Annotated in this window: 19 protein-coding genes; 7 read left to right on the forward strand and 12 right to left on the reverse strand. The window is 65.4% G+C overall.

Annotated features, from left to right (window positions below; all coding sequences use genetic code 11):
* Positions 1-8 precede the first annotated feature (8 nt).
* From AAEO60_RS09215 to coxB, 5 genes are all read right to left on the reverse strand, one after another.
* Complete coding sequence (locus AAEO60_RS09215; RefSeq protein ID WP_341673357.1) at positions 9-617, reverse strand: cytochrome c oxidase assembly protein; 609 nt, start codon at positions 615-617, stop codon at positions 9-11.
* Positions 617-742: a hypothetical protein gene (locus tag AAEO60_RS09220; protein ID WP_341673358.1), complete on the reverse strand. Its 126-nt coding sequence runs from the start codon at positions 740-742 to the stop codon at positions 617-619. The genes AAEO60_RS09215 and AAEO60_RS09220 overlap by 1 nt, the downstream gene beginning before the upstream one ends.
* Positions 739-1,644 carry a heme o synthase gene (locus AAEO60_RS09225; RefSeq protein ID WP_341673359.1) on the reverse strand — a complete coding sequence of 302 codons (906 nt, stop codon included), beginning with the start codon at positions 1,642-1,644 and terminating at the stop codon, positions 739-741. Before AAEO60_RS09225 ends, AAEO60_RS09220 begins: the two co-directional genes overlap by 4 nt.
* A 97-nt stretch (positions 1,645-1,741) precedes the next feature.
* A complete protein-coding gene (gene ctaD, locus AAEO60_RS09230) occupies positions 1,742-3,457 on the reverse strand; it encodes a cytochrome c oxidase subunit I (RefSeq protein ID WP_341673361.1) in 1,716 nt (571 codons plus the stop codon).
* Positions 3,458-3,495: 38 nt separating this feature from the next.
* A complete protein-coding gene (gene coxB, locus AAEO60_RS09235) occupies positions 3,496-4,509 on the reverse strand; it encodes a cytochrome c oxidase subunit II (RefSeq protein WP_423970143.1) in 1,014 nt (337 codons plus the stop codon).
* Between the two features lie 189 nt (positions 4,510-4,698).
* Between coxB and pyrE the strand changes: the two genes are divergently transcribed.
* The 7 genes from pyrE to ruvX all read left to right on the forward strand — a co-directional run bounded on the left by pyrE (position 4,699) and on the right by ruvX (position 10,306).
* On the forward strand, positions 4,699-5,277 hold the full coding sequence (gene pyrE, locus AAEO60_RS09240) for an orotate phosphoribosyltransferase (RefSeq protein ID WP_341673363.1): 579 nt from the start codon (positions 4,699-4,701) through the stop codon (positions 5,275-5,277).
* A gap of 4 nt (positions 5,278-5,281) precedes the next feature.
* A complete protein-coding gene (locus AAEO60_RS09245; RefSeq protein WP_341673364.1) occupies positions 5,282-6,010 on the forward strand; it encodes a pyridoxine 5'-phosphate synthase in 729 nt (242 codons plus the stop codon).
* 292 nt (positions 6,011-6,302) lie between these two features.
* Entirely contained in the window at positions 6,303-6,707 is a 405-nt protein-coding gene (acpS, locus tag AAEO60_RS09250; RefSeq protein ID WP_341673366.1) for a holo-ACP synthase, read from the forward strand.
* 9 nt (positions 6,708-6,716) lie between these two features.
* Positions 6,717-7,601: a signal peptidase I gene (lepB, locus tag AAEO60_RS09255; RefSeq protein WP_341673367.1), complete on the forward strand. Its 885-nt coding sequence runs from the start codon at positions 6,717-6,719 to the stop codon at positions 7,599-7,601.
* Positions 7,598-8,707, forward strand: a complete 1,110-nt coding sequence (locus AAEO60_RS09260) for an AI-2E family transporter (protein ID WP_341673369.1) — start codon at positions 7,598-7,600, stop codon at positions 8,705-8,707. The genes lepB and AAEO60_RS09260 overlap by 4 nt, the downstream gene beginning before the upstream one ends.
* Positions 8,661-9,845, forward strand: a complete 1,185-nt coding sequence (locus tag AAEO60_RS09265; RefSeq protein WP_341673370.1) for a DUF3089 domain-containing protein — start codon at positions 8,661-8,663, stop codon at positions 9,843-9,845. Before AAEO60_RS09260 ends, AAEO60_RS09265 begins: the two co-directional genes overlap by 47 nt.
* The gene (ruvX, locus tag AAEO60_RS09270; protein ID WP_341673371.1) at positions 9,821-10,306 is read left to right on the forward strand and encodes a Holliday junction resolvase RuvX; all 486 of its coding nucleotides are present in this window, start codon (positions 9,821-9,823) and stop codon (positions 10,304-10,306) included. Before AAEO60_RS09265 ends, ruvX begins: the two co-directional genes overlap by 25 nt.
* Here the strand turns inward: ruvX and AAEO60_RS09275 are convergent.
* From AAEO60_RS09275 to argH, 7 genes are all read right to left on the reverse strand, one after another.
* Positions 10,303-11,202 (reverse strand): transposase, encoded by a 900-nt coding sequence (locus tag AAEO60_RS09275; protein ID WP_341673372.1) that lies wholly within the window; start codon positions 11,200-11,202, stop codon positions 10,303-10,305. The genes ruvX and AAEO60_RS09275 overlap by 4 nt on opposite strands.
* A complete protein-coding gene (locus tag AAEO60_RS09280; RefSeq protein WP_341673373.1) occupies positions 11,202-12,158 on the reverse strand; it encodes a hypothetical protein in 957 nt (318 codons plus the stop codon). The genes AAEO60_RS09275 and AAEO60_RS09280 overlap by 1 nt, the downstream gene beginning before the upstream one ends.
* 13 nt (positions 12,159-12,171) lie before the next feature.
* Positions 12,172-12,327, reverse strand: a complete 156-nt coding sequence (locus AAEO60_RS09285) for a hypothetical protein (RefSeq protein ID WP_341673374.1) — start codon at positions 12,325-12,327, stop codon at positions 12,172-12,174.
* Between the two features lie 105 nt (positions 12,328-12,432).
* Positions 12,433-13,212, reverse strand: coding sequence for a precorrin-2 dehydrogenase/sirohydrochlorin ferrochelatase family protein (locus tag AAEO60_RS09290; protein WP_341673375.1), 780 nt, complete (start codon positions 13,210-13,212; stop codon positions 12,433-12,435).
* The gene (gene lysA / locus AAEO60_RS09295; protein WP_341673376.1) at positions 13,212-14,495 is read right to left on the reverse strand and encodes a diaminopimelate decarboxylase; all 1,284 of its coding nucleotides are present in this window, start codon (positions 14,493-14,495) and stop codon (positions 13,212-13,214) included. The genes AAEO60_RS09290 and lysA overlap by 1 nt, the downstream gene beginning before the upstream one ends.
* The gene (locus AAEO60_RS09300) at positions 14,496-14,738 is read right to left on the reverse strand and encodes a hypothetical protein (RefSeq protein ID WP_341673377.1); all 243 of its coding nucleotides are present in this window, start codon (positions 14,736-14,738) and stop codon (positions 14,496-14,498) included.
* Positions 14,735-16,111: an argininosuccinate lyase gene (argH, locus tag AAEO60_RS09305; protein ID WP_341673566.1), complete on the reverse strand. Its 1,377-nt coding sequence runs from the start codon at positions 16,109-16,111 to the stop codon at positions 14,735-14,737. The genes AAEO60_RS09300 and argH overlap by 4 nt, the downstream gene beginning before the upstream one ends.
* Positions 16,112-16,115: the final 4 nt, after the last annotated feature.

The raw sequence follows: 16,115 nt of genomic DNA on the forward strand, positions 1-16,115 counted from the left end.
TCCAGAGCCTAGCTGGCTCTATCCTGCTCTTCTTCGACCTGGGCAACTTCCGGTTGCTCGGGAGCACGGTGGAAAGTGTAGGAGAGGGTGATCTGTTCCACCCCTTCCATGTTCGGATCGTCCAGTGCCGCCGGGTCGACGTAGTAGAGCACGGGCATGCGCACTTCCTCGCCCGGCTGCAGTGTCTGCTCGGTGAAACAGAAGCACTGGATCTTGTTGAAATAGCGTCCGGCCTGTTCGGGCTCGACGTTGAAGGTGGCCGTGCCGGTGACGGGCACGGACGAATTGTTGCGCGCGATGTAGAAGGCCATGTCGCGCTGGCCGATGGCGACCGTATCGGTCACCTGCACCGGGCGGAAAGTCCACGGCATGTCGCGCGAGGTATTGGCGTCGAAACGGATCGAATAGGTCGTTCCGCCCGCGCTGGCCGCCATGCGTTCGGCAAGGTCTGCATCGGCCTCGCTCGCCACCTGGGTGGTGCCGCCGAAACCGGTGACGCGGCAGAACAGGTCGTAGAGCGGTACGGCCGCATAGCCGAGGGCCAACATGCCCAGGGCAATGCCGAAAGCGATCAGCATGGTGCGCTTGTTGCGCGCTTCGAGGGCCATGGTCGTCATCAGTCGCCCATCCTCACGATCGTAATGGCGTAAAACAGAATTACGAAACCCAGGAGCACCAGACCGATCACCTTGTTGCGGGCCTTGCGGCGGCGGATGAACTCTTTCTGTTCCTCAGGGGTCATGACAGCACCATGCGATCTGCGACAAGCGCGGTAAAGAGGGCAAAAAGGTAGATGACCGACCAGGCGAACAGCCGCTTCTCGGGCTTCATGCTGTCCTCCGGCCGGGTCGTGCGCAGGCCAACCGGCACCGAGAGCGCCACGAACAGGCCCGACAATACCAGCGCGCTGATACCGTAGATCAGGCCAGCGCCCTCGATCAGCCACGGCAGCAGCGACACGCCGAACAGCACCACCGAATAGGCGAGGACCTGGCGGCGGGTGGACTTCTCGCCCCGCACCACGGGCATCATCGGAATCCCGGCGTCGGCGTAATCGGTCTTCACGAACAGCGCGAGCGCCCAGAAGTGCGGCGGCGTCCAGATGAAGATAATGGCGAACAGCAGCACCGGCATCAGGGTGATATCGCCCGTCACCGCGATCCAGCCGATCAGCGGCGGAAAGGCCCCTGCCCCGCCGCCGATGACGATGTTCTGCGGCGTGCGCGGCTTCAGCCAGATGGTATAGATCACGGCGTAGTAGAAAATACTCAGCGCCAGCACCACGGCGGCCAGCCAGTGGATCGCCACCAGCATGACGAAGACAGAGGTGGCCGACAGCAGCACCCCGAAATCGCGCGCATCGTCGCGGCGCATGCGGCCAGCGGGAAGCGGTCGCTTGGCGGTCCGCTTCATCTTGCCGTCGATTTCGCTTTCCCACCACTGGTTGAGCGCGGCAGCCCCGCCCGCGCCCATGGCAATGCACAGGATGGCGGTAAAGCCGAGCACGGGGTGAATCGAGCCGGGCGCCGCGAGCAGGCCCGCCAGGCCGGTGAAGACCACCAGGCTCATCACCCGCGGCTTCGTCAGCGCGAAGAAGTCGCGCCACTCGGTGGGCAAGGGGGTTGCTGTCGGGACGGCGGTCATGGTCACTTCGGTTGCGCCTCTTGGCGGTGTTTCAAATGAAAGGGGCGCCCCGTCTCCGGCGCGCCCCCTCCCGTTTTCATTCAGGCGAGGGCCCGCTTTACGCGGTCGCCGGCTTCTCGCTGGTGTGATCGTCGGCGCTGTGGTGGTCTTCGATCACCGGCAACGTCTCGAACTGGTGGAACGGCGGCGGGCTGGACAGGCTCCATTCCAGCGTCGTCGCGCCTTCGCCCCAGTAGTTGGCCGGAGCCTTCTTGCCGGCCACGAAGGCGTAGATGATGTTGATGAAGAACACCGCCACCGAGATCATGGTGATCTTGTAGCCGAGCGTGGCGACTTCGTTCCACTGCGTGAAGGCATCGGCATAGTCGGGATAGCGGCGCGCCATGCCTTGCAGGCCGAGGAAGTGCATCGGGAAGAAGATCATGTTCACGCCGACGAAGAAGATCCAGAACTGCAGGTGCGACAGGAACTCGCTGTGCATGCGGCCGAACATCTTGGGGAACCAGTAGTACCAGCCGGCGAACATCGAGGTCACGGCACCCAGCGACAGCACGTAGTGGAAGTGCGCCACCACGTAGTAGGTGTCGTGCAGGTTGTCGTCGACGCCGCCGTTGGCCAGCACCACGCCGGTCACGCCGCCCACGGTGAACAGGAAGATGAAGCCCATGGCCCAGACCATCGGCGACTTGAACTGGATGGACCCGCCCCACATGGTGGCGATCCAGCTGAAGATCTTGATGCCCGTGGGCACCGCGATGACCATGGTGGCCGCGGTGAAGTACATCTTCGTGTTCACGTCGAGGCCCACGGTGTACATGTGGTGCGCCCAGACGATGAAGCCGACCACGCCGATCGCGACCATGGCATAGGCCATGCCGAGATAACCGAACACCGGCTTGCGGCTGAAGGTGGCGACGATCTGCGAGATCATGCCGAAGCCCGGCAGGATCATGATGTAGACCTCGGGGTGGCCGAAGAACCAGAACAGGTGCTGGTACAGGACCGGGTCACCGCCACCGGCGGCGTTGAAGAAGGTCGTGCCGAAGTTGCGGTCGGTCAGCAGCATGGTGATGGCGGCAGCCAGGACCGGCAGCGCCAGCAGCAGCAGGAAGGCCGTGACCAGCACCGACCACACGAACAGCGGCATCTTGTGCAGGGTCATGCCCGGCGCACGCATGTTGAAGATGGTGGTGATGAAGTTGGTCGCACCCAGGATCGAACCGGCACCGGCGAGGTGGAGGCTGAAGATCGCGAAGTCGACTGCGGGACCGACGGAGCCGGTGGTCGACAGCGGAGCATAGACCGTCCAGCCGACACCTGCGCCCATGCCCGTGCCGCCCGGCACGAACATGGAGAACAGCAGCGACAGGAAGCCTGCCACGGTCAGCCAGAACGAGATGTTGTTCATGCGCGGGAAAGCCATGTCCGGCGCGCCGATCATCAGCGGGACGAACCAGTTGCCGAAGCCGCCGATCATGGCCGGCATGACCATGAAGAACACCATGATCAGGCCGTGGGCCGTGATCAGCACGTTCCACATGTGGCCTTGCTGGTCGAAGCTGGTGCCGTCACCGCCCAGCATGTCGACGAACATGCCCATGTACTGCAGGCCGGGTTCGGCCAGTTCGACACGCATGGCACCCGAAATGGCACCACCGACCACACCCGCGATGATCGCGAAGATCAGGTAGAGGGTGCCGATATCCTTGTGGTTGGTCGACATGAACCAGCGGGCGAAGAAGCCCGGCTTGTGATCCGCATCGTGTGCGTGATCGTCGTGGTGGGCGTCGAAACCTTCAGCGGTGGTGGCCATAACTGCAGGGACCTTGTCGTTACTGTTCGTTCAAAAAATCAGGCGGCGGGAGCGGCTTCGTCGGCAGCGGCTTCGTCTGCCGGAGCCTCTTCCTCGGCCGGAGCCGGCGCAGCCTCGGCAGCAGCCGCAGCAGCGACCTGCTCGGTCGTCATGCCACCCGGCTGGGTCTGCACCCAGGCGTTGTAATCTTCCAGCGTGCGCGCTTCGATGGCGATCGGCATGTAGCCGTGACGCGCACCGCACAGTTCCATGCACTGGCCGTAGTAGATGCCCGGTTCGTTGATCGTCAGCATGCGTTCGTTGATGCGGCCCGGAACAGCGTCGAGCTTGAACCACAGCGCGGGGATGCCGAACGAGTGGATCACGTCGGCGCCGAAGGTCTGCAGGCGGATCGGCACGCCGACCGGCACGACCATGCGGTTGTCGACGGCCAGCTGGTGCGGCTCGCCCGCTTCCAGCGCGGCATCGGCGTCGAGCATGTTCGACACGACTTCGAAGCCGCCGTTGTCGACATATTCATAGCCCCAGTACCACTGGTAGCCGTTGGCCTTGATGGTGATGGCGTCTTCCGGCGGTGATTCATACTGGCGTGACAGCAGGGTGATCGACGGCACGGCGATGACCACCAGGATCAGCACGGGAATGACAGTCCAGATCACTTCGATCAGGGTGTTGTGGCTGGTCTTGGACGGCACCGGGTTGGCACGCTTGTTGTAGCGTACGATCACCCACAGCAGCAGCGCGAGGACGAACAGGCTGATGACCGTGATGATCGGCATCAGGATATAGGTGTGCATATCGTAGGCGTAGTTGCCGTCGTTGGTGAACTGCGGCTGGAAATCGATCCCGCCGTCTTCCGGCTGGCCGAGGATCATGTCAGGGCCGAAATGCTCGAAGGCCGGAGCCTCTGCAGCAGCCTCTTCCGTAACGGCTTCGGCCGCTACATCGTCTTGCGCCAAGGCAACCTGCGGCATCGCCGCCAATCCAAGGGTGAAGACCGCCAAGAGGGCCATGAAGTTGAGCTTCTTGCGGGCAAATGCGCCGAAAATCATCGCGTCAATGCTTCCCAATTCTAATCCCGGCCTCGTAGGGCCACAGGCCCCGGAAAGGAGCCGCCTGCGCCGCGCCTATACGCGCGCTTGCCCCATGCCTCAAGCGCCTCTAGGGACTTTTTTCCAGTTAAGCGATCCAGTTCATTAGCAAAACCGCATATGACGGCGAAAGGCAGCCTGCGCAAACCCATGACACAAGACGAAGTGCTCAACGAATTCCGCGCGAGTGGCGCGCTGCTGGAAGGCCATTTCAAACTCTCCTCCGGACGGCACAGCGGGCATTACCTGCAGTGCGCACGGGTGCTGATGAACCCGCATCGGGCTGCGAAACTTGCCGCGGCACTGGCTGAAAAGATCCCCGCCGACATCCGCGATTCGCTCGATGCAGTGGTCTCGCCGGCCATGGGCGGAATCATCATCGGCCAGGAGATGGGCCGCGCGCTCGGTCTCGATGCCATGTTCCTCGAACGGCCCGACGGCGTGTTCCACCTGCGCCGCGGATTCGCGCTGGAGCCGGGTGCCAAGGTGCTGATGGTGGAAGACGTGGTCACTACCGGCCTCTCCAGCCGCGAAGCGATTGCCGCGGTCGGCAACGAAGGTGGCGAAGTACTGGCCGAAGTTTCGCTGGTCGACCGCTCGAACGGTACCGTCGACCTTGGCGTGCCCTTCTTCCCGCTTATCGACATCGACTTCCTCACCTATGCCGAAGACGAGCTGCCGCCCGAACTGGCGGCGATCCCTGTCACCAAGCCGGGCAGCCGGAAGTAAGCGCGTGACCAATCGGCTCCGCCTCGGCGTCAATATCGACCATGTCGCGACCATCCGGAACGCGCGCGGCGGCGACCATCCCGATCCCGTGCGCGCGGCGGAGATCGTTGCGGCTTGCGGCGGCGACGGCATCACCGCGCACCTGCGCGAAGACCGCCGCCACATCCGCGACGACGACCTGCGCCGCATCCAGGACGCGACGGACCTGCCGCTCAACCTGGAAATGGCCGCGACGGAGGAGATGCTGGCCATCGCCCTCGCCCACCAGCCGCACGCCGCCTGCATCGTCCCCGAAAAGCGCGAGGAGCGTACCACCGAAGGCGGGCTGGATGCAGCAGGCCTGCACAACCAGCTCGCGCCGATCGTGTCGCGGCTGAGCGATGCGGGTATCCGCGTCTCGCTGTTCATCGAGGCGACCGAACGCCAGCTCGACGCCGCGCTGCGCCTCGGCGCGCCGGTGGTGGAGTTCCACACCGGCGAATATGCCCATGCCGAGGGCGAGAAGCGCGCCGCGATCCTGAAGCAGATCGCCGATATGTCCGCCCTCGCCGCCAAGAATGGTATCGAGCCGCACGCGGGCCACGGCCTCACCTACGAGAACGTCCAGCCCATCGCCGCCATCCCGCAGCTGGCCGAGCTCAACATCGGCCACTACCTGATCGGCGAGGCCATCTTCGAAGGGCTGGAGCCCGCCGTGCTTAAGATGCGCGAACTGATGGATCTGGCCCGATGACCGATCATCCAGCAATTTCCGGCATCTGCAAATTCGCGTTGGTGTTGGCGGTTGTTTGCCTGATCGTGTCACTGTTCATGACTGCCATTGCGGCACCGCTACTGGTGGCTGGAGCTACCGTTAGCGCCGTCCCCGTCTTGATCCTTGTAGGATGGATCGCTCTTACCGCATGCCAGTTCTGGCTATTCTTCAGAGGCCTAAACTGGCGCACAAAGGGCGCGCCCTCAGTAGCAATGAGCTACTTTGCTTGTTCAACGCTACCCTTCGCAGTCGCAATCTGCGTGATCTCACTATGATCATCGGCCTCGGCTCCGACCTCTGCAATATCGAGCGGATCCAGAACTCGCTCGACCGCTTTGGCGAGCGGTTCATCCGGCGCGTCTTCACCGATATCGAGAACGCCAAGGCCGCGCGCCGTCCGCACACCATGGCGGGCACCTATGCCAAGCGCTTCGCCGCCAAGGAGGCTTTCTCCAAGGCCGTGGGAACCGGGTTCAAGCGCGGCGTGTTCATGAAGGATATCGGGGTGATCAACGCTCCGTCGGGCGCGCCCACCCTTGCCCTTACCGGCGGGGCGGCGGCGCGGCTTGAACAACTCACCCCGGCAGGCCACATGGTATCCATTCATCTCACCCTCACTGACGATCATCCATGGGCGCAGGCCTTCGTGATCATCGAAGCCCATCCGAAAGCCTGACACGCGGCCATGAGTGACAAGAAGGACAAGAAGCCGGTCAACTGGCTCGCGGAGATACGCGGGCTGGTGCTGATGCTGCTGGCCGTGCTGGCCTTCCACACCTTCGTCGCCAAGCCGTTCTACATTCCCAGCGCCAGCATGGTGCCCAACCTGATGGTGGGCGACCGGCTGGTGGTGTCGAAATATCCCTATGGCTGGTCATGGGTCTCGGCGAGCTTCCACCTGCTGCCGCGCGACGACTGGCGCATCGCCCCCTCCACGCCCGAGTACGGCGACATCGTGATCGTCGTGCCGCCGGAGGACCCGAAGCAGCCCGCCAGCGATTACATCAAGCGCGTGGTCGCCTTGCCGGGAGATACCATTGCCGTGGTCGGCGGGCAGATCGTTCTCAACGGCGAGCCCGTGCCGCAGGAGCAGGAACCTCCGGTCCGCCTGCCGGTAGAGCACGACAACAACTGCGAGCAGTACGGCTTTGCCCACCCCTGCCTCGACGATTTCGCCGAATACCGCGTGACCCTGGAAGACGGCACCGAGGTCTACGAGCCGCCGACCTACCGCGAGACAATGCCCAATGGCGCGAGCTACCTCATCATCGATCATATGCGGCAGCGTTTCGACAACATGGACACGATCACCGTGCCCGAAGGCCACGTGTTCCTGATGGGCGACAACCGTGACCATTCGGCGGACAGCCGCGCGCCGTCCTCGCTCGAAGGCGGCGTGGGCCTTGGCGGGCCGGTGCCGCTGTCCGACGTGGGCGGGCGCGCCGAAATCATCACCTTCTCGCTCAATGGCCGCGCAACATGGAACCCGCTCAGCTGGTATCAAGCCTTGCGCGGCGAGCGCGCTTGGACCAGCTTGCGTCCCGAACTGCGGGGAGCAGATAGCGAGTGAGCAAGGACGACGGCGATAGCGAACACATGGGCGCGAGCCCGACACGCATCTCCACGCCGGAATTGCGTCTGGAAGCCTGGCGCGCGCTGACCTGGACAGCCGTGGTCGGGCTCGTGGTACTGGCGGTCTACCTTTCGCAGAGCCTGCTGGTGATCTTCGGCGCCATGGTCTTCGCCGCGACGGTGGATGGCGGCGCGCGATTGCTGGGGCGCGTCCTGCACATCGGGCGCGGCTGGCGCCTCGCCATCGTGCTGCTGTCGGGGATCGCTTTCCTCGCCTGGCTGGCCACCTTCGCCGGATCGCAAATTTCGCAGGAAGCCGCCGAATTCCCCCGCATCGTGCAGGAACAGGCGCGCGTGCTGTTCGGCTGGATGCGCGAACAGGGTTTCGAGATCAACATGGACAGCGTGCAAGCCATGGCCAGCCAGGCCGTCAGCGGCTTTGGCACCGTAACCCGCGCCCTCGGCGGTATCCTTGGCGGGCTGACCACGCTGGTGCTGATCGTGATCATCGGCATCTACGTGGTGATCGAGCCGCGCCTGTACGAGCGCGGCGTGGCCTGGATGCTGCCCAAGCAGCGCCGCAACGAGTTCTACGAAACCGCCAACCGCATGGGCTATACCATGCGTCGCCTGATGTTCGGGCGCCTCGTCGGCATGATCTTCGAAGGTGTATTCACCTACATCATGCTGGTCGGCTACGGCCTTGTGACCGGCGACCCCATTCCCATGGCGGCGCTGCTGGCCATTCTCACCGGCCTGCTGGCCTTCGTCCCCAATATCGGCGCGGTGATTTCCGGCGGCCTGATGGTGCTGGTGGGCTTCTCGGGCGGCGCGCAGATGGGCATCTACACCATCATCATCTACTTCGCCGTGCAGAACATCGACGGCTACTTCGTCATTCCCATGATCGCCCGCAAGACGGTGGACCTCGCCCCGGCGCTGGTGCTGGGCATGCAGCTGATCATGGGCATCCTGTTCGGCATTCTCGGACTGTTTCTCGCCGATCCACTGCTGGCCATGATCAAGGTGGCGCTGGAACAGCGCGCCAGGGCCAAGGATGCGGAAGACGCTGCTGACCAGGCAAAGGAGGCGTACCCTGCGTAAGTTCCTCTACACCGTCGCCATCCTGATCGTGCTGTTCATCGCCGGGCTGTTCGTCCTGCGCATCTACGCCGAGGAGCTGACCGAGTTCGCCATGGTGCCGCGCGTGGACTTCGTTGAGCAGGAAGCGCTTGAGCCCAATGCCTACCAGGACCCGGCCATGTGGTTCAGCCGCCCCGGCATGGGCGCGGTGAACGATCCCTCGCGCTGGCAGCCCAGTTACGCCGAAGGAACGGAGCCCGCGGAAGGCGTCGATGAAGAGACCCCCGGTTTTGCCGTCTTCTTCGTCCACCCCACCAGCTTCACCGAGAACGACGCCTGGAACGCCCGGCTTGATGACGAACTGTCCCAAGACCGGGCGCGGGTAATGGTGCGCGGCATGGCCAGCGCCTTCAACCAGGCGAGCGAGATCTGGGTGCCGCGCTATCGCCAGGCGACCTACGGCGCGTTCCTGACCGACGCGCCCGAAGCGGGACGTGCGCTGGACCTCGCCTATGCGGATGTGTCCGCTGCCTTCGACTTCTTCCTCGAATCGATCCCGGCTGACGAGCCCATCGTGCTCGCCGGGCACAGCCAGGGCGGATACCACGTCGTGCGCCTGCTGCTGGAGAAACTGAAGGGCACGCCGCTGATGGACCGCGTGGCAGTCGCCTATCCGGTCGGCATGCCCATTTCGATCGAAACCGACCTGCCCGAACTGGGCCTGCCAGCCTGCGCTTCGCCCGGGCAGGCCGGCTGCGTGGCAAGCTGGGCCAGTTTTGCCGAACCTGCCGATACCACCCAGTACCTGCGGCTCTACCGCGATACACCGGGCCTCGACGGGAATGCGCGCACCGGATCGCCGATCCTTTGCTTCAATCCGCTGACCGGTGGCATCGAGAACTCGGCGGAGGCCTCCAGCAACCTCGGAACGCTCGTACCCGAGGATGACCTGAGCGGCGGCGAACTGGTGCCGGGCGGCGTGCCGGCGCGGTGTGATCCGACGACCGGCGTCCTGCTGATCGGCGAGCCGCCCGCGCTCGGCCCCTATGTGCTGCCGGGCAACAATTACCACGTCTACGACATCCCGCTGTTCTGGAAGAACCTGCAGGTCGATGTCGTCGAACGGGTGCAGGCATGGCAGCCGAACCGGCCCTCCTGACCGAAAACGCGGGCGAGTTTCGCGACGCGCTGCCCGAGGGCGGAGTACTGCTGGGACTCGACCTTGGCACCAAGACCATCGGCACCGCGCTGTGCGATGCCGGGTGGAGTTTCGCCACGGCCGGCAAGACCCTGCCCAAGGGCAAGTTCACCCGCGACAAGGCGGCGCTGGAGGATATCTGCAAGGCGCGTTCCGTGGCCGGCGTGGTGATCGGCCTGCCGCTCAACATGGACGGCTCCAGCGGGCCGCGCGCGCAGGCCAGCCGCGCCTTTGCCCGCAACCTGCTGGCCATGGGCCTGCCGGTGCTGCTGTGGGACGAGCGCTGGTCCACCACCAGCGCCGAACGCGACATGATCGCGCAGGACATGAGCCGCGGCAAACGCGCCGAACGCATCGACAGCCATGCCGCAGCGGTCATCCTGCAAGGCGCGATCGACCGGCTGGCGGGCGGGATACTCTAAAACAGCGCCAGCTCGCGCCGCCGCCGCGTCGCTTCCATCGCCACCAGCCTGCTGCCCGATTGCTCGGCCCGCTGCCACAACCGGTCGCGCCCGGCCTCGTCCAGCACGCCTTCCTGGGCTTCGAGCGCGACCAGCCGCATCCGGTCACTGGGGTGCGACCCGGCGAAGGTGTGCGCAAGGTCGCGCGCCTCTTCGCCCCCCAGCCCGACTGCCACCCGCAGGAAGATCTCGCTTCCTCCCGGGCTGACAATGCCGCTGATCTCGTCCTTCTCGACGTCGAACTTGTACTGGTCGAGCCAGCCCTGCGCCCCGCCCGCGTGCATCACGTTGAGCGAGACGGAGAGGCTTTCGGGTGGCAGCTGCGAGTGCACGTCGACGTGGGCGCGGTAGTGCATCAGCTTGCCCGGCTCGAGCGTGGAGCGCTCGATGAACCGCAGGCCCGCCTTCTCGCCGATGCTGCCCACCACCTTGTCGTAGTCGTACTCGTAGTAATCGCTCGAATAGCCGGGGCCGAAGTAGCCGACGGTGAGGAAATCGAAGTTGTGATCGTGCGGCAATTCATAGCTAAAGGCCGACTTGCCGCTGGCGCGGAACATGTGCTCCTCGCGGCTCGGCCAGAGATTGGCGCGCATGTAGTATTCGTGGCCAAGCTGGCTGAGCATGACCACCTGCGGGCCATAGCTGGAGGCTTCTTCCGCTGCCTTTACGCCTTGTTTGAGTTCGTCCAGCAGCAGGTCGCCCAGGAATGCGCGGTTGTTGCCCAGCCGCCGCAGCCAGGTGGCGGCATGGAGCAGGCTTTCCTCCTCGTAGGGCTTGAAGCCGTTTTCGTTAAGCGCGGCGAGGCAATCGCCGAGGTCGCAGGACGCATCGTCCCGGTAGTCGATCACGCGCGGCATCAGGCGATCTCCAGCTGGGCAAGTTCGGGATGGGTTTCGAGCAGCTGCGCGCGCAAGGCGCCGGCCTGGTGCGCCAGCGGATCGCCCGCGCGACGGGCAAGTTCGCCCAGCAAGCGAAAGCCGGTCGCGCTGTCGAGCGCCAGCGCCTCGCGCACGGCTTGCCAGCGCAGCGACGTGTCACCGCCCGACCGGGCGAGGTCGGCAATGGCGGGAGCGGCGTCGGTCCGGCCCATGCGGCCAAGCAGGGCGAGGATAGTTTCCTGCCGGCTGATAGCAATGGTCGCCGCGCTCTGGTGCAGCATGCGACCGCTGGCGGCGCAGAATTCGCGTCCCGGGTGCGGTTCTTCGGCAGTCCGCAGCAGGCGCAGCGCAACGAGGCGACGTGCGACTTGGTCGATCACCAGGGTGTCGCTGGACAGGTCGAAGGCGTAGCGCTGGCCTGGGCGCAGACTGACTGCCTCCTCGGCAAAACGCGCCTGCCCGTCGTGCTCGCTGACCTTGCGCACGATCCGTGCCTCGGCCTCGCCCGCGAGGACGGCGTCGAAGCGGGTGGCGTCGGAGAAGACGTATCCGGAATGGTGCATGTCGCCCGGCTCGCGCGCCTGCAGCATGAGCTGCGCACGTTCGCAACGCGCCAGCAGGATAGAGCTCGCCATGCCGTCGAAGCCGTTGCGGAAGGGCGGTTGTCCGATGGGATTGGCGGCCATGGCCTTGCAGTAGTGGCGCGACAGGGCGTCCATCAGCCGCTCGGCTTCGCCCTGCCCGATGAAGACGGCTTCCAGCATGGCGCAGCATTCGAACGGCGCGCCGCGGCCATAGGCCTCCAGGTCCGCCAGCAGCTCGCTGGCACCGGGTTCCTGCGCCCAATCCTGCTTCGCGCCTTGGATGACCGCCTGGGCTGCGCGTTGCGGAGCACGGTCGCTCCGCAACGCGGCGATATCGGGGTGCACCTGCATCGCGCCGTCCCGCTCAGATCAGTCCGCTGCCCGGAGGCGTGTTCTCGTAGATGATAGTGGCGAGCACAACGATGGAGTCGTCGTGACCGGGTGTCTGGGTCGTGCCGAACAGTCCGGTGAGCGTGTCGAGGTCGGGCAGGTTCGACAGGTCGATCTTGGGCAGTTTCATGGATTATCTCCCATCCGAAACGGGCTGGCCTCTTGCCAACCACTGATGAGAGACTGCCTTCTCAATTCATGGGGTCGAAGTTAAATTATTGTAATCACTGTAATTTCAAGCGCTTCGCAGGATAACGACCAGTCCCCCGGGTTGTTCCCCGGCATAGGGCAGGACCAGCCTCGCAGCGTCGGCCCGCGCCCGGTCGAGTATCGCGGGAGACACGGCTGGATCGGCGATGACCGCGTCGGCGCAACCGAGCAGCCGTGCCTGCCGGATGGTCAGGTCCTCGGGGTCCTGGCTGGTGAGCGTGAATTCGTGGACCGCGTCACCATCCGCCGCTTCGGGGTTGGCGAGCCATCCTTCCACGCGCCCCGCACCGCCGCTGGCCATGACGTCCAGCGGCCCACCTTCATCGAGCGCTGCATCCAGCGCGCGGCGGCGGTCCGCCATGGCCGGGAAGCGCGCGCGCAAGAGCTCGCGTGCAGTCGAAAGCTTGTTCGCCAGTTGGCCAAGATCGGCGGGCAGCATGCGTTCCAGTCGCAGTCGCAGCTGCTTGGCGAGCCCTGCCGAGGCTCCGCCGGTTCCCACGGCCACAAGCACTGGATCGCGGTCGAGTACGCTGGGGGTGGTGAATTCGCACAGGTCCGGGCGGTCGACCACGTTCACCAGCAGCCCTGCACCGCGCAGGCGGATGGCGTCGCTTTCGCACATGGCGGCATCGTCGTGCGCCACAAAGGCCAGCCGCGCGCCCTCGTCGATGCCTTGCTGAATGTCGGTGATGACGCGGCCGCCCGCGCGTTCGACCAGGCGGCGCTTGGGCTCGGCCATGTCGCCCTCGCCCAGCACCAGTACCGGCTGTCCGGCAATGGTGTGGAAGAGCGGCAGTTGCTGCATCAGTCGTCCAGCAGGAAGTCGGGTACGCGCTCGGCGTCCATGATCGCGTCTGCCGGGATCCGGTCTGCCACCACGGCGAACTGCTCCCCGTCGACCAGCACCTCGGGCACGAAGCCGCGCGAGTTGTAGCTGGAGGCCATGGTCGCGCCATAGGCACCGGCGGTGCGGAACACCGCCAGCTCGCCCGATTGCAGCGCGTCAACCTCTCGGTCCGTGGCAAAGGTGTCGCCGGTCTCGCAGATGGGGCCGACAATGTTGGCCACCATCCGTTCGCCAGTTGGCATCACGGCATCGAAATCGTGCCAGGCACCGTACATTGCCGGACGCGCCAGGTCGTTCATCGCCGCGTCCACAATCACGAAGGGCGGGCCGTTGCCGCCGCGCTTCACGCGTACCACGCGGGTCAGCAGCACACCGGCATTGCCCGCGATCACGCGGCCCGGCTCGAAAGTGAGGTGCACGTCCCAGCCCACCGTCGCGCGCGCGACCATGGCGCCGTATTCGGCGGGGGTCGGCGGAACTTCGCCGTCCTTGTAGGTGACGCCCAGCCCGCCGCCGAGATCGACGTGGGTGATCGTGTGGCCGTCTGCGCGCAGGTCTGCCACCAACTGGCCGACCTTGGCAAAGGCAGTTTCCAGCGGTTCAAGATCGAGCAGCTGGCTGCCGATATGCACGGCGACACCGCGCAGGTTGAGTCCTTCCAGCGCGGCCAGTTCGCCGAACACCTCGCGTGCGCGAACCAGCGGGATGCCGAACTTGTTCTCGGCGCGGCCGGTGGAGATCTTCTCGTGGGTCTTGGCGTCGACGTCGGGGTTGATGCGCAGGGTCGCCTGGGCAACCCGCCCCTGGCTCGCCGCCAACTCGGCCAGTTCGCGGCCTTCTTCCGAACTTTCAATGTTGAACTGGCCGATCTGCCTGTCGAGGCCCAGTTGCAACTCGGCGCGGGTCTTGCCCACGCCCGAGAAGACGATCTTGTCCGCCGGCACTCCAGCGGTCATGGCGCGCACCAGCTCACCGCCCGAGACCACGTCCGCCCCGCAACCCGCGCGGCTGAGCACGCGCAGCACGGCGAGGTTGGGGTTGGATTTGACGGCGAAAGCCACCAGCGGCTCACGCCTCGTGGCTTGGGCTACCGGCGCCAGGCCTTCGCGGAAGACGCGCGCGTGACGTTCCAGCGTGGCGCGGGAATAGACATAGACAGGCGTACCGACCTCGTCCGCAATGCGCGAAAGGGGCACGTCCTCGGCGTAAAGCTCGCCGTTCTTGTAGGTGAAATGGTCCACTTAGGCTTCCGGTGGCAGGTCGAAGGGATCGTCTTCGCGCTCTTCGCTCTCGCGGCGCAGTTCGACGGAACGTTCGGGCGCGGCTTGCGGATCAAGCTCGAGCAATTCGTCGGCGTCGAGCGGCTCGCTCGCGCCATAGGGCGGTGGCGGCAGTTCCGCACCGGCTTCGGGCCGCAATTGCGCCCGCTGTCCGCAGGCGGCGAGCGTCAGGGCGAGTGCGGTGATGATGGCAAGGCGCTTCACTGGTCCATCCCCAAATGCTGGCGCGCCTCGGCCACGCGCTTGCGGACTTCGGCAGGTGCCGTGCCGCCGTGCGACGCGCGCGCGGCGACCGATGCCTCGACAGATAGCGCGGAATAGACCCGCTCGTCGATGCGGCTGTCGATGGCCTGGAGTTCGTCGAGCGTCAGCGCCTCCAGCGCCACGCCCTTGCCCTCAGCCAGCTTCACGGCGGCGCCGGTGATGTGGTGTGCTTCGCGGAAGGGAATGTCCGCCTGCCGCACCAGCCAGTCGGCCAGGTCGGTGGCCGTGGCATAGCCCAGCTCAGCCGCCTGCCGCATCCGGTCCGTCCTGAAGGTCGCGCCGTCGACCATACCGGTCATGGCAGCGATCGACAGGTTGAGCAGGCTGGCAGCTTCGAACACCGGCGGCTTGTCGTCCTGCATGTCCTTCGAATAGGCGAGCGGCAGGCCCTTCATCGTCACCATCAGGCTGGTAAGGCAACCGACGATACGGCCAGCATGGCCGCGCACCAGTTCGGCGGCGTCGGGGTTCTTCTTCTGCGGCATGATGGAGCTGCCGGTCGACAACGTGTCGGGCATGCGCACGAAGCCGAAGGGCTGGCTGGCCCAGATCACCATTTCCTCCGCCAGCCGCGACAGGTGCAGGCTGCACTGCGCGGCGGCCTGCAGGTAGTCGAGCGCGAAGTCGCGGTCGCTGACGGCATCGAGGCTGTTGTCGGTCGGCTTGGCAAAGCCCAGCGCCTGCGCGGTCATCTCGCGGTCGATGGGAAAGCCGGTGCCGGCCAGCGCGGCCGAGCCGAGCGGGCACTGGTTCAGGCGGCGGCGTGCATCGCTGAAGCGCGACACGTCGCGCGCGGCCATCTCGTAATAGGCCATCAGGTGGTGGCCCATGGTCACCGGCTGCGCGGTCTGCAGGTGGGTGAAGCCGGGCATGATCGATTCGGCATGTTCGCCTGCCCGCGTCACCAGCGCGCGTTGCAGGGCGGCGAGGCCTGCCAGCGCCTGGTCCATGGCATCGCGCACCCACAGGCGGAAATCGGTTGCCACCTGGTCGTTGCGGCTGCGCGCGGTGTGCAGGCGTCCGGCAGCGGGGCCGACCAGTTCGGCCAGCCGCGCCTCGGTGGTCATGTGGATGTCTTCGAGGTCCCAGTCCTCGGGCACGCCATTGGCTTCGTATTCGCCGGCGATGGTCTCCAGCCCGTCGATGATCGTCTCGGCGTCGGCATCGGTGACGATGTCGCAGGCCGCCAGCATGGCCACATGCGCCTTGCTGGCGGCAATGTCCTGTCGCCACAGCGCCTTGTCGAAGGGAATCGAGGCGTTGATTTCGCGCATGATGGCACTAGGTCCTTCAGCGAACCTGCCGCCCCACATTGCG

The organism is Aurantiacibacter gilvus (genome assembly GCF_038289935.1).
In the GTDB taxonomy this organism is placed as follows: Bacteria; Pseudomonadota; Alphaproteobacteria; order Sphingomonadales; family Sphingomonadaceae; genus Alteraurantiacibacter; species Alteraurantiacibacter gilvus.

Bases quoted from the DNA above. Each gene is read 5' to 3' on its own strand.
- AAEO60_RS09215 (WP_341673357.1), bottom strand. From the start codon at position 617: ATGACGACCATGGCCCTCGAAGCGCGCAACAAGCGCACCATGCTGATC.
- AAEO60_RS09220 (WP_341673358.1), bottom strand. From the start codon at position 742: ATGACCCCTGAGGAACAGAAAGAGTTCATCCGCCGCCGCAAGGCCCGC.
- AAEO60_RS09225 (WP_341673359.1), bottom strand. From the start codon at position 1,644: ATGACCGCCGTCCCGACAGCAACCCCCTTGCCCACCGAGTGGCGCGAC.
- ctaD (WP_341673361.1), bottom strand. From the start codon at position 3,457: ATGGCCACCACCGCTGAAGGTTTCGACGCCCACCACGACGATCACGCA.
- coxB (WP_423970143.1), bottom strand. From the start codon at position 4,509: ATGATTTTCGGCGCATTTGCCCGCAAGAAGCTCAACTTCATGGCCCTC.
- pyrE (WP_341673363.1), top strand. From the start codon at position 4,699: ATGACACAAGACGAAGTGCTCAACGAATTCCGCGCGAGTGGCGCGCTG.
- acpS (WP_341673366.1), top strand. From the start codon at position 6,303: ATGATCATCGGCCTCGGCTCCGACCTCTGCAATATCGAGCGGATCCAG.
- lepB (WP_341673367.1), top strand. From the start codon at position 6,717: ATGAGTGACAAGAAGGACAAGAAGCCGGTCAACTGGCTCGCGGAGATA.
- AAEO60_RS09265 (WP_341673370.1), top strand. From the start codon at position 8,661: ATGCGGAAGACGCTGCTGACCAGGCAAAGGAGGCGTACCCTGCGTAAG.
- ruvX (WP_341673371.1), top strand. From the start codon at position 9,821: ATGGCAGCCGAACCGGCCCTCCTGACCGAAAACGCGGGCGAGTTTCGC.
- AAEO60_RS09275 (WP_341673372.1), bottom strand. From the start codon at position 11,202: ATGCCGCGCGTGATCGACTACCGGGACGATGCGTCCTGCGACCTCGGC.
- AAEO60_RS09280 (WP_341673373.1), bottom strand. From the start codon at position 12,158: ATGCAGGTGCACCCCGATATCGCCGCGTTGCGGAGCGACCGTGCTCCG.
- AAEO60_RS09285 (WP_341673374.1), bottom strand. From the start codon at position 12,327: ATGAAACTGCCCAAGATCGACCTGTCGAACCTGCCCGACCTCGACACG.
- AAEO60_RS09290 (WP_341673375.1), bottom strand. From the start codon at position 13,212: ATGCAGCAACTGCCGCTCTTCCACACCATTGCCGGACAGCCGGTACTG.
- argH (WP_341673566.1), bottom strand. From the start codon at position 16,111: ATGTGGGGCGGCAGGTTCGCTGAAGGACCTAGTGCCATCATGCGCGAA.